This is a genomic window from Pseudomonas sp. Pmew2, assembly GCF_058129885.1.
The window spans coordinates 3,943,688-3,956,646 of the sequence record NZ_CM176702.1 but is presented as its reverse complement, the minus strand read 5'-3'; the positions used below and the strand labels follow the sequence as shown (position 1 = coordinate 3,956,646).

Below are 12,959 nucleotides of genomic sequence, written 5' to 3'. Positions count from 1 at the left end.
CCTGGCCGATGTGCTGGATCAGGTTGCGAATCGCGGTAAGGAACTTGTTGAACCAGCCTGCCAGTTGCGCAGTTTCATCCTTGCCGCGCACGGCGAGGTTCTGGGTCAGGTCGCCTTCGCCGCCAGCAATGCCTTCCAGGCCGCTCGACACGCTGTGGATCGGACGCACGATGACGCTGGCAAAGCTGGCACCGACAATCGCAAAGACCACCGCCAATACCGCAGCGATAACGCCGATCAGCCAGGTCAGGCGGGTGGCCGAGGCCATCACTTCGTCCTGTTTGATCAGACCGATGAAGTTCCAGCCCAGTTGCTCGGACGGGTACACGTTGGCCATGTAGCGTTCGCCGTTGAGTGTTACCTCGACCAGACCGCTGCCGGTTTTGGCCAGCTCGGTGAAACCGTCGCCCAGTTCACCCAGTTTCTTGAAGTTATGCTCGGGCTGTTTGGGATCGACCAGCACGGTGCCGTTCTTTTCCATCAGCATCAGGTAGCCGCTTTCGCCGAGCTTGATCTGCTTGACGATGTTGGTCAGTTGCTTGAGCGATACGTCGATATTGACCACGCCACCAGGGTTGCCCAGTTTATTGGGGATCGCCCGAATGGTGCTGACCAGCACCGCGTCATCGTTGGCCCAGTAATAGGCATCGCTGCGCACGGTTTTGCCAGCATTGGCCATTGCGGTCTTGTACCACGGGCGAACACGTGGGTCGTAGTTGCTCATTTTCGGGTCTTCCGGCGTCATGATGTAGCTGCCGTTGATCAACCCGTAAGAGACGTAGGAGTAGGCCGGGTGAGCCTTGGCGATATTGGCGAACAGCTCGGTCGCCTGCCTGTCATTCTCGGACTGCGGGGGAGGCGTTGCGCCCATGTAGTTGCGGAAATCATCGCTCGCCCCGGCGATCAGCGGGTGCGCCGCGATGTAATTGACGTTCTGCGTAATGCCGTCGAAAAACAGTTGCATGGCATTGTCGACCTGGCGAATCTCGCGTGCGCTGCTGTCCACGAAATCACTGGTCGCCTTGTCGCGCAGGTTCACGACCACGATGGCGGCGACGACTAATATGGGCAAGCACGCAATGACTGCGAACGCCCACGTCAATTTCTGTTTGATATTCATTTGAGCTCCGGGGGGCGTGTTACTGCCGCAAGTGTCGGGTGCTGCATGGATGCAGTCTGCGACCCGAGGCATTGAGCTGAGGGTCGCTCTTATGGTCTACCAAGAGGTCAACGACTTTTTGCCAGCATTCTTTAGGCGGCTTGGCGGTAACAGACACTTGTTGTCGTTCATGAGCACGAAACGGCCTTTATTCACTGAAGCAGTAACCCGTTGTTCATGAGAGGCGCCCTCCAAACTCGGTCATGGCATCCAGCATCGCTTCCTTGAAGTAAGCCAGTGAAGCCCGATCAAAGAGAATCTGAAAACAGGGTTCGCTCTGCGCGCCAACATTGATCACGATCACATTGATTCGCGCTGCCGAGGTCTGCGCCACCGAGCCGACTGCGAATGCTGACGGACGCAGGTCCACGCCGCACAATTTAGCCATCACCTCGGGGATGCACGGGCCGCTCAGTTGCAGCCACGCATGGCTGTCTTCGCGAGGCAGCAGGTAGTTGGCGTTATGGTCCAGTTCCCAACGGGCTTCCTCATCGGCTATGCGCTGGCCTTTATCAAGCGGGCTGCCGAGCAGCAGGTATTCGGTCTGCGAAAGACGTGCAACATGGCTGCCGTCGGCCTGAGTAACCGCGCGGTTCGGCGTGTCGGGCAGACTGAAACCACGTGCTGTCAGGTATTCGGCGCTTTGCGTACCGCGAAACCCCACGCGCGGCAGATCGGTCAGGTCTTGCAGTGTGCACAGTGAGGGCGCGCCAGCTCTGACCGGGCGGTCCTGGATAAGGCTATTCATGGTTCAGAGCTCCTGGCGCTGGTTTTCAGGATCGAAGAAGGGCATTTTCACGACGGTCGCCTGAACCACCACACCGTCTTCGACGCGAATCGGGATCTGCTGGCCGGGTGTGCTTTGGTCGAACGCGGCATAAGCCATGCCGATAATCATGCCGAGGGTTGACGAGTATTCGCAGGAGGTCACGTTGCCACTGATGTCCGGACCTTTGAGCACCAGATGACCTTCAAGCGGCAGCGGACTGGCCTTGGACAGGGTGAAGCCCACCAGCTTGCGTTTCTGTGGCTGGGCTTCGAGGATATCCACTGAGCGGCGGCCGACGAAGAACGGCTTGCTCCGGCTGACCGCCCAGCCCATGTCGATTTCGGCTGGATGGGTCATGCCATCGGTGTCCTGGCTGATGATGACGTGGCCTTTTTCCAGGCGTAACAGACGTTGAGTTTCGACGCCGAACGGACGCATATCAAACGCCTTGCCAGCCTCGGTCAGCGCGTCCCACAGTGTCAGGGCATGCCGGGCCGGAACGTGGATTTCGTAGCCCAGTTCGCCGACGAAACCGACTCGCAACAGCCGCGCCTTGATGCCGGCAACAGTGCCCAGGCGCACGCCCAGATAGGGGAAACCTGCGGCGGACAGATCAAGGTCGGTACACACTTGCTCCAGTACCTTGCGTGAATCCGGGCCCGCCACGTTGACCGCAGCAATGGCCGCTGTGACGTTGGTGATGTCCACATTCAGACGCCACTGGGCATTCCACTTGAGCATCTGTTGGTAGATGCGATCCACACCGCTGGTGGTGGCGGTGACGTAGAAGTGCTGGTCGGCAAAGCGTGCACAAACGCCGTCGTCAATGACCACGCCTTGCTCGTTGGTCATCAGCGCATAGCGTGAACGCCCGACCGGCTGCTTGAGGAACGCAAAGGTGTACATGCGGTTGAGCAGCTCGGCGGCATCGGGTCCGCGCACGTCCAGGCCACCTAGTGTCGACACATCGATAATCCCGACCTTGTTGCGCACATGCAGTGCTTCTTGCTGCATGCAGGTATCGCGTTGCGATGGCTTGCCATAGAACGCTGGACGCTGCCAGATCCCGGCCGGCATCATCTTCGCGCCTGCCTGCACATGCCGTTGGTGCATGGGCGTCTGGCGGTAGGGGTCGAAGGCCCGTCCCGCGACGTGCGCCAGTTTCTCTGCCTCGAAGGGCGGCCGGGCAGTGGTCACACCGGTTTCGCTGATGCTGCGCTGGGTAAACGCGGCCACCAGTCGTGCGGTTGGCAACGCTGAGTGACGACCCTGCGACGGCCCCATCCCGACAGTGGAATAACGCTTTACCAACTGAATGTCGCGATAGCCAATGCGGGTGGCATTGACGATATCGCGCACCTGCAAGTCTTCGTCGAAATCGACAAAATCCTTGCCTTCGGGATGCGGAAAAATCGGCCAGGCAAAGTTGACCTGCGCTTCGCTGCGCAGTGCGGCCGGTTTGTCGGTCGATTCCAGGCCTAGCGCCGAGAGCACCCCGGCGGCGGCATTCGCCGCATCGGTCAGCACGTTATCCAGCGCGTGATAACCGTTGACCGAACCAGCGATGCCCAGGTTCTGCGGCAGGCTGCTGATCGCGAACTCGGCCTGCCGATCGTCATAGGCCAGCTTGCCGCCCGCCTGACACAGCAACTGGTAGGCCGGCATGTAGCCGCCGGACATGCACAGCAGGTCGCACTCGACACTCAAACCCTTGTTGGCCACCTGACCCTGGCCGGTGATCTTGCGCAGCTCGGCCCCGCTTACGTGACGCATGCCTTTCTCGTGCAGCGCTTCATACACGGTGGTGCTCATGTGGCAGACGATGCCGCGTTGCTCCAGCGCAACCTGCAATCCCCGATCCGACGGATTGGCGCGCATGTCGGCGACCGCGACCACTTCGACACCCTGATCGTGCAAATCCAGTGCAGCGAGGTAACCGTCATCATTGCCGGTCAGCACCACCGCGCGCTTGCCGGGCTTGACTGCGTACAGCCTGATCAGACGCTGCACGGCGCTGGTCAGCATCACACCGGGCAAATCATTGTTGCGAAAAATAACCGGCTGGTCGAACGAGCCACTGCACACCAGGCATTGCGTAGCGCGCACCTTGTACAGACGCTTGCCCTGAATCACTGGCAGATAGTTGTCGGTAAACCAGGCATTGCAAGTGGCCTGTGTGAGGACCTGAATATTGGCGTGCGCCTGCACGGCGTCGACCAGTTCGCGCCGCAGTTGCCCGGCACGCTGACCGTCGATATCGAAGCGCGCGTAAGTCAGCGAACCTCCGAGTATCGGCTGCTGTTCGATCAACAGCACCCTGGCTCCGGCGTTGGCTGCGGTCAGAGCCGCCTGTAACCCGGCAGGTCCTGCACCGATTACCGCCAGATCTGTGAACAGGTACGCCTTGTCGTAGTATTCAGGCTGAAAGTCCAGATCCAGCACGCCGAGGCCCGCTTTCCTGCGAATGATCGGCTCCCAGACTTTCCACATGCCTTTGGGCTTGTAGAACGAGCGGTAGTAGAAACCCACCGGCATGAACTTCGAGAACTTGCCCAGCCAGGCGTCCCTGTCGTGGTCCAGCGAGCCGCTGAAATTCTGTCCGGTTGCCTGCAAGCCATCCTGCAAGACAAAAGTGTCGGCCAGCACGTTAGGCTCGTGTGGCAACTGGATCAGGCTGTTGGCGTCCTGTCCGGCCATGCTCAGCGGTCCGCGCGGGCGATGGTATTTGAACGAGCGCGAGAGCAGAAAGCGACCATTGGCCAGCAGTGCGCTGGCAATGCTGTCGCCTTGCAGGCCCTGATACGTTTTGCCATCGAAGCTGAAGGTGAGCGGCTGGTTGCGATCGATCAGCAGGCCCATGGGCTCGGGCAAGCGGGCTGGGGTGGTCATCCTGCGATCTCCTTGGATGGGAGGGGAGCGAAGTCGATACGTGCGGTAAATATTTCCCGCGGGTCGAAGGTGCGAATGATCTCGTCGCTGCCGGTATGACGTTCGGCCAGAAACCAGTAGCTGGACGGGTTATGCATCCACCACTCGCGCACCACGCCCAGGGTGTCCTCACTGTTGAACACGTAATCGGCCCATTGCGCATCGCTGCAGGTTTGCGGGTCAGGCATGTGCTTGAATTCGCCGCCGTAGGTGAATTCGCTGATGTTGCGCGGCCCGTTGAGCGGGCAGGTCATGATTTTCATGTGTCGCTCTCCGTCAGTGGCTGGCCGCTGTCGCGCCCATTTCGTTGACTTGCTGGAAGGTCGAGAAGCGTTCCAGCGCGAATGGCCTGATCAACTCAGGCACCTTGCCGCCACTGGCCACCAGTTCGGCTATGGTCTTGCCGCAGATCGGCGTCGCCTTGAAGCCCCATGTGCCCCAGCCTGCGTCCAGGTAATAATTCCTGACCGGCGAGAGGCCCATGATCGGGCTGTAGTCGGGGGTCATGTCGGTGATTCCGGCCCACTGGCGCATCAATTTGGCGTTGGCCAGAAACGGAAACATCTCGATGGCGTGGGCCAGCAGGCTTTCCTTGAGGTCCAGCGTCGAGCGCGTGTTGAACAGTGGATACGGGTCCGAGCCGCCGCCAAACACCACCTCGCCACGGCTGGTCTGCTGGACATAGCAGTGCAGGGCGGACGAACTCACCAACGGGTCGAGGAACGGCTTGAAGGGTTGAGTGACCATCGCTTGCAGCGGGAAGGTCTGGATCGGTGAGCGAATTCCGGCCTTTTTCATCATCTGCGAACTCATGCCCGCGACCGCCTGTACGGCGCAACCGCACTGGATGGTGCCGCGATTGGTTTTCACAGCAATGATGGCGCCATTCTCGATTACCAGTTCCTGCACTTCGGTCAGTTGATGAATCTCGACGCCGCGCTTGGCCGCCTGTTTGGCATAGCCCCAGGCCACCGCGTCATGACGTGCGGTGCCGCCGTCGATATGCCACAGGCCCGCGAGCACCGGCAGATGGCCAGGGTCCAGATTGAGGCTCGGCACCAGTTCGTGGATCTGCTGGCGGTCGATCATTTCGGTGCGGCCGCCGAAATGCTTATTGACCTCGGCGCGCTGACGGAACGAGCGTACGGTGGCGTCGGTATGCGCGAGGGTTAGCTGGCCGCGCTCCGAATACATGATATTGAAGTCGAACTCGTTGGACAGGCCCTGAAACATCTTCACCGACTCGGCATAGAACTTCACACCTTCGCTGGTCAGGTAATTGGAGCGGATAACCGCCGTGTTGCGCGCCGTGTTGCCGCCGCCCAGATAGCCTTTTTCCAGCACGGCGATATTGGTGATGCCGTGGTATTTCGACAGGTAGTACGCGGTCGCCACGCCATGACCACCGCCGCCGATGATCACCACGTCGTAGGAAGGCTTGAGTTCCTTGGGCGCAGGCAGATCCACCTCGACCGGATACTCCGGGCTGAGCCCGTATTTCAATAGGTTGAAAGGCATACGGCCTCCGATTGGCTGCGCTGTGCGAGGGCTTGCTGCCTGGCAGCAGTCACTGTGTTTTTCATCAGAAAGGCGATGGTCATCGGCCCGACGCCACCGGGTACCGGTGTGATGGCAGAAGCCACGCTCAGGGCGCTGTCGAAATCGACATCGCCCACCAGGCGGCTGCGGCCTTGATCCTCGATGCAGTTGATGCCGACATCGATCACCACTGCGCCGGGCTTGAGCCAACTGGCGTCGATGATGCGCGGGCGACCCACTGCTACGACGACGATGTCTGCCAGCTGGCACAAGGCCTTGGCGTCGGTACTGCGCGAATGAACCACTGTCACCGAGCAATGCGCTTGCAACAGCAGGGCGGCCATCGGTTTGCCGACGATATTGGAGCGACCGATAACCACCGCATGTTTGCCGCTCAGATCGCCGCAGGTCTCTTCAAGCAAGTGCATGCAGCCGCTGGGCGTGCAGGGCGTCAGTACGCTGCGTCCCTGGCTGAGGCCGCCCACGTTTTCACTGTGAAAGCCATCGACGTCCTTGCCCGGATCAATGGCCTGCAAGGCGCGGGCTTCTTCCATGTGCGACGGCAGTGGCAGTTGCAGCAGGATGCCGTTTACCGAGTCGTCGGCGTTCAGTTCGGCAATCAGCGCCAGCACCTGTGCCTGGCTGCTCTTGGCAGGCAGGCGGTGCTCCAGCGAACGAATGCCTGCTTCCTCGGCGCGCAGGATCTTGTTGCGTACATACACCTCACTGGCCGGGTCGTTACCGACCAGAATGACCGCCAGTGCCGGTTCGATGCCGTCGGCCTTCAAGATTTTCACTTCGGTGCTGACCTGTTCCAGAACACGAGCGGCGGCTGCCTTGCCATCGATGATGCGCGCGCTCATCGGAAGATCACCGTTCGGTCAGTGTTGAGAAACACCCGATGCTCAAGGTGGTACTTGACTGCCCGCGACAGCGCGATGGTTTCGTTATTACGGCCTGCTGCGACCAGGTCTTCAGGCAGGTAGAAGTGATCGACACGCCGCACTTCCTGCTCGATGATCGGGCCTTCGTCCAGGTCGCTGGTGACGTAATGCGCAGTGGCACCGATCAATTTCACGCCGCGCTCATAAGCCTGGTGATACGGCTTGGCGCCCTTGAAACCTGGCAGAAACGAGTGATGAATGTTGATTGCCCGCCCCGCCAGTTGCTTGCACAGGTCGTCGGAGAGAATCTGCATGTAGCGCGCCAGCACCACCAGTTCGGTACCGGTTTCGTCGACCACCTTCATCAGCGCAGCTTCCTGCGCAGCCTTGGTTTCTTTACTCACAGGCAGGTAAATGAAACGAATGCCTTCCCGCTCGGCCATCGGTCGTAAGTCCAAGTGGTTGGACACAATGGCGGTGATGGTCATGTCCATTTCCCCCTTGTGGTAGCGGTACAGCAGGTCTGTCAGGCAGTGATCGAACTTGCTGACCATCAACAAAACGCGCATCGGACGACGCGTGTCATGCAGTTCCCACTGCATGGCGAAGTCTTTGGCCACCACATCGAAACCGGTTTTCAACTGCTGGATGTCGCCGTCGTGACCGTCGTTGAAGCGAAACACTGCGCGCATGAAAAAGGTGCCGCTGTACTCGTCGTCGAACTGGGCCATTTCACCGATGTAGCAGCCGTTGCCAGCCAGGCAGGAAGCCACTGCCGCGACAATGCCGGAGGTCGCCGGGCAGCTGATCTTCAGGATGAAATGGTTCTTCTCGTGTTGCATGGCTTGTCCTCTGGAATAGGGCGGCAGCTCGGCAAAGGGGGCAAAAGTCAGATACAGAGGTTTTTGAGTGGCGAATAAAATTCTCTACAGGAATTTAATATTCTTGAAGGCTGTTTTATAGGCGAAAGGAAGAGCAGCGTCCAGGGGTTTCTGGAAACTTTGTTTACTAAAGGGAATATGGGGGCTGGCGTGGTGGGGAGCGGGTGCCTTTTTTTCAGTTACCCTGAGGCAGAAAACGCCCAAGGCAGGCGTTTTCAGGAAGCAGTAAGGGTCAGTCGTGATGCGCCTCACCGACAAACGTTAATGAGGTAAACAAGCCACGCTCGGCGATATCGACATTATCCTTGACCGGCTGCGTGACCTCGGCAGCGATGATATTCAGCCCTTCGTTGCGCACGATCACGCTGGCCAGGCCCTGGGCGTCGGTTTCGGCGCTGACGACATCCGGTGCGCTGCGGTAATCGCCGATCAGTTTGATACCGGCAGCGGGTTTACCGTCGATCAGTACGCGTACCGGTAAGGGTTTGCCAACCCCGACCTTCAATGGATCAGCCTGTGGCACGATCACAAAATTCAGTTTGCTGAACGAGGGCAGGTGCGCGTCTTCTGCGTAGATTGCCACGCTGTATTTGAAGGTATGAATCGAGTCGGTGCCATTGGGCACTTTGCTACGGCCTTCGTTGATCCACTTTTTCTCGGCGTTGCGTGTCCACATGCCGTTGTCCAGCGCCACCGTCATCACGGCGGGCGGCTTGAGCGGCACCAGTCGCGCGTGATCCTCAAGGCGTTGTACCGTCACCGGGATCATTTTGCCCTGCTGGTCATACGCCCATGCGCCGCTGACTTTTTGCGCTTTGAACGCGTTGTCTTCCGCGCCATGACCGTAGACCACCTCGATATTGCCGCGCCGCTGTTCGGTCCACAGGCCGTGTGCGTTCACTTGACTGGCGAACAATGCGCCGAGCAGGCCCAGGGCCACGAAAGGTTTTGTTGACAGCATGGTGCATCCTTATTGTTGTGAAGCGAGGGTTACAGGAGTCAAAGGCCGAGTGTCAGGCTGACCGTAAAGTTACGCGGTTCGCCGGGCGCGACCCAGTAATTGCTGTAGGAGCGCTCGTAGTATTTTTCATCGAAAATGTTGTTGAGGTTCAAGCCCACTGTCACGTTCTCGCTGGCTTTATAGTGAGCCAGCAGGTCGACGGTCTGGTAGGCCGGCAGCTCGAAGTCGGTGCCGGACTGGCCGGAACGATCGCCGACGTAGGTATATGCCGCGCCTACGTCCGAACCGCGCAATACGCCTTCCTGAAATTCATAGACGCTCAACAGGCTGCCACTGTGTTTGGCGACCCCGAGGATGCGACTGCCTGCCGGGATGGTCCGGTCGCCCTTGGTGACTTCGGCATCAATGTAGGCGAATGCTCCGATGATCCGCACCGCGTCAGTGATTTGTCCGGTGAATTGCATGTCGAAACCCTGGCTGCGGGCCTTGCCCACGGCGCGATTTGTGTCGGTGCCCGGGTCCAGGGCCAGAACGTTTTCCTTTTCTATGTGGAAGGCGGCGAGGGTGGTACTCAGGCGGTTGTCGAACAGTTCGCTCTTGATCCCGGCCTCATAACCGATGCCTTCTTCCGGGTCGAAGGTTTTGCCGGCGGCGTCCAGGCCATTGTTCGGCTTGAACGAGGTGGACGCGTTGGCGAACAGCCCAACCTGCGGTGTGAGCTGATAAAGCAGCCCGGCGCGCTGGGTGAAAGCGTCGTGACGCTGACCGGAGGTGGCATTGGTGGTGAAGTCATCGACCTGCTGATCGAAGTGCTCGTAGCGCGCGCCGATCATCCCGCGCAGCTTGTCGGTAAAGACAATCTGGTCCTGCAGGTTCAGCGCACGGCTTTCAATGTGCTCGTAGAAATCAGTGCCGGAACGCGCGCCATTGGGTTTCGGCTGGCCGTACACCGGGTTATAGATGTCGATGGCGTATGGGCTGCCTGCAATGGTAGTCACCCGCTCGTTCTTACGGTAATTCTCGTATTCGGTGCCGATCAGCACTTCGTGCTCCAGACCGACCGCGTCGAAATGGCCGCGCAATTCCAGTTGGGTGATGCTGTCGTGCCAGTTGTTGTCGCGTTCGCGGTAACGACGGTTGACGGTACGACCGTCGGCATTCAGGGAGCGTGCCTCGCTGGCAAAACCTGACATTTCGCCTTGCTTGTAGTGGCTGGCCAGACGCAGCGACCACACATCACTGAGTTGATGGTCGAGGGCAAACTGAACCATGTTGTTGTCGTTATCGATGTCGTCGTCCGGTTCGCCGAGGAAGGTCGAGCGGGACACGCCACTCCATTTATTGTTGGGGGCGACCACACCCCGGTCGAAAGTCGATGTCTGCCGCACGAATTCGGTTTCCACCAACAGACTGGTGTCGGGGTTCAACTGCCAACTGAATGAGGGGGCGACGAAGACCCGCTTGCTTTCGACATGGTCACGAAAGCTGTTGTTGTCTTCGACGGCCAGATTGACGCGAGACAGCAGCCTGCCTTCCTCATCCAGCGGTGTGTTGACATCCAGTGCGGTGCGATAGCGATCCCAGCTACCCGCACTAGTTTGCAGGGTGGTGAATGCTTCACGCTGGGGTTTTTTAGTGACAATGTTGACCGTCCCGCCAGGGTCGCCACGGCCATACAGACTGGCAGCGGGGCCTTTGAGCACTTCGATACGCTCGATGTTGGCGGCATCCGGCGTGGCAGGGTAGCCGCGGTTGGCGCTGAAGCCGTCCTTGTAGAATTCGGAGGTGGTGAAGCCGCGGATGCTGTATTCGTAGAGCGTCAGGCCTCCGAAGTTGTTTTGCTTCGACACGCCCCCGGCAAACTCAAGCGCGCGCTCGACACTGTTACTGCCCAGGTCCTTGAGCACCGAAGCGGGCACTACGCTGATCGACTGCGGAATGTCCTGGATGGCGGTATCGGTTTTGGTGGCGGTGGCCGAACGGGTAGCGCGATAGCCCTGAACCGGGCTGGTGGCTGTCTCGTACTGATAGTCGGAGGTTACGTTGACGCTTTCCAGTTCAATGGTTTGCGGATGTTCCTCCGCATAGCCGGTATTGCCAAAAACCCCGATTGCCAAGCCTGCCAGAGACGCGATTCTACGAGACGACATGTGAGACTTCCTGATGATAATGGATACAATATAACATCTCCGTTGAGAATTATTTCTGTTTGTTTTTGGCGGGATGTGACAGTTGTACCCATCAGCAGGAGCCTGACGCGTGAAGGTAGGGCTTGAGATATGGGGAAGATTCGGTCATTGAAACCGAGTCCATTTCCATGGACGGAAATGGACTCGAGGAAGGTTTATTCAGCGCACATGTAGCGTTCTATCTGCTCAGGCGAGCAACTCTGTCCCCAGTTGAAACGCCACCCACAAGGCCAGTCCGGTCGCAAAGGTCAGCGCAATGTTCTCGAACCAGTTGTTGCGGTATTCCTTGCTTAGCAGCGACTTCTGATTGGACATGATCAGCAGCCCCAGCGAGATGACCGGTAGCCCCACGATGTTCAGTGCGTTGACGCCCAGCGTCAGGGTCACGAAGTCCGGCATGCCGGGCAGCGACCAGATCAGCGGGGTGACCAGAATGAACAGCATGAACCATTTGTGCATCGGGTCGTTGTGGAACACTTTGCCGTAGCGTTCGCGACGCTTCGGGCGAATGTGCTGGAAGGCATCGGTGATCAGCATTGGGAAGGCGGTGGTTTTGCCGGAAATACTGGCAAACAGCGTGGCGAACACACCGATGAAGAAGATGTACCAGCCCAGCGGGCCGAAGAATATCTCCAGCGCCTTGCCCAGATCAGCCAGAGTGTTCACCTGAATACCGTTGGGTCGCAAAATTTCGACGCCCACCACCCAGATGGCCAGGTTGATGATAATGCCGACGATCACGGCGAACAGCAGATCGTTGCGCTGAATACGTTTGTGCTCGGGGCCGGTCCAGCCTTTTTCACGCATCACGTAAGGGTGGACGAAGTTGGCGATGGAGCCGGCTACGGCACCGATCACCGAGACCGCCACCAGCAGCGCCCCATGCACGCCTTCATCGGGTGGAATGCTGAAACCGATAGTGCCCTTGATGATGCCGCTGACATCCGGACCGGACATGATCGCCAGGGTAAGAAACGCCAGGGTCATGATTGCCAGCAATACCTTCATGACGCCTTCGATCATCGTGTAGATATTGCGTCCCACCAGCAGCCATACGGCGATCACCACCGCAACCGAGCAGAGCAACGGCTGATTGATGTGCAGCAGCATGGCAAGCGCTTCACCGGCACCCTTGATCATGTAGGCGTTGATCAGATGGCCCATCAACAACGCGTAGCCCAGCATGAACCAGGCAAACAGCGGATGCAGTTGCGCATAGCCCTGCAGAATGGTCATGCCCTGGTTATTGCAGAGCTGGAAGCGGGCAATGATGTTGACGATCAGGAACCTGAGCAACAGCGAAATCGCCAGCACCCACATCATGGCGTAGCCATAACTGGCACCTGCCACCGACGATGTGATCAGATCACCCGCGCCCAGCCAGGACAGCACCGCGATGATGCCGGGGCCCAGCAGTTTGGCGAGTTTTTTGAGACGAGGTTCGCTGGCGGGTGTAGCTGTTTCTTTGAGAGACGGGGTATGAGGCATGCGTTGAATCTCCGTTTTTATTGTAATGAGATGTCATTCACTGCCAGCTAAGATAGGACGTCGTACAACATTGGTCGTGGTTGAAAATGTAACCAGGTGTGAACCGGGCAGCGCGTGTTAGATAATGTCCGACTTGTCACCACTGTGTTCTCAGGAGAGTC

9 protein-coding genes and 1 pseudogene are annotated in these 12,959 nt (G+C 58.8%); all 10 read right to left on the bottom strand.

Annotated features, from left to right (window positions below; translation table 11 throughout):
* Positions 1-37: 37 nt before the first annotated feature.
* Positions 38-964 (bottom strand): annotated as a pseudogene (locus AC4ANK_RS18040) (HAMP domain-containing protein); the annotation flags it as partial.
* 370 nt (positions 965-1,334) lie between these two features.
* Complete coding sequence (locus tag AC4ANK_RS18035) at positions 1,335-1,907, bottom strand: sarcosine oxidase subunit gamma (protein WP_002553900.1); 573 nt, start codon at positions 1,905-1,907, stop codon at positions 1,335-1,337.
* A 3-nt stretch (positions 1,908-1,910) separates the two neighbouring features.
* A complete protein-coding gene (locus tag AC4ANK_RS18030; RefSeq protein ID WP_002553899.1) occupies positions 1,911-4,817 on the bottom strand; it encodes a 2Fe-2S iron-sulfur cluster-binding protein in 2,907 nt (968 codons plus the stop codon).
* On the bottom strand, positions 4,814-5,119 hold the full coding sequence (locus AC4ANK_RS18025; protein WP_002553898.1) for a sarcosine oxidase subunit delta: 306 nt from the start codon (positions 5,117-5,119) through the stop codon (positions 4,814-4,816). Before AC4ANK_RS18025 ends, AC4ANK_RS18030 begins: the two co-directional genes overlap by 4 nt.
* Positions 5,120-5,132: 13 nt before the next feature.
* Complete coding sequence (locus tag AC4ANK_RS18020; RefSeq protein WP_002553897.1) at positions 5,133-6,374, bottom strand: FAD-dependent oxidoreductase; 1,242 nt, start codon at positions 6,372-6,374, stop codon at positions 5,133-5,135.
* The gene (gene folD, locus AC4ANK_RS18015; protein ID WP_002553896.1) at positions 6,356-7,258 is read right to left on the bottom strand and encodes a bifunctional methylenetetrahydrofolate dehydrogenase/methenyltetrahydrofolate cyclohydrolase FolD; all 903 of its coding nucleotides are present in this window, start codon (positions 7,256-7,258) and stop codon (positions 6,356-6,358) included. The genes AC4ANK_RS18020 and folD overlap by 19 nt, the downstream gene beginning before the upstream one ends.
* On the bottom strand, positions 7,255-8,121 hold the full coding sequence (gene purU / locus AC4ANK_RS18010; protein WP_460384852.1) for a formyltetrahydrofolate deformylase: 867 nt from the start codon (positions 8,119-8,121) through the stop codon (positions 7,255-7,257). The genes folD and purU overlap by 4 nt, the downstream gene beginning before the upstream one ends.
* A 271-nt stretch (positions 8,122-8,392) precedes the next feature.
* Positions 8,393-9,121 (bottom strand): DUF4198 domain-containing protein, encoded by a 729-nt coding sequence (locus tag AC4ANK_RS18005; RefSeq protein WP_002553894.1) that lies wholly within the window; start codon positions 9,119-9,121, stop codon positions 8,393-8,395.
* Between the two features lie 38 nt (positions 9,122-9,159).
* Positions 9,160-11,271 (bottom strand): TonB-dependent siderophore receptor, encoded by a 2,112-nt coding sequence (locus tag AC4ANK_RS18000; protein ID WP_031595376.1) that lies wholly within the window; start codon positions 11,269-11,271, stop codon positions 9,160-9,162.
* Positions 11,272-11,496: 225 nt separating this feature from the next.
* Positions 11,497-12,798 (bottom strand): Nramp family divalent metal transporter, encoded by a 1,302-nt coding sequence (locus AC4ANK_RS17995; RefSeq protein ID WP_002553892.1) that lies wholly within the window; start codon positions 12,796-12,798, stop codon positions 11,497-11,499.
* Between the last annotated feature and the right edge of the window lie 161 nt (positions 12,799-12,959).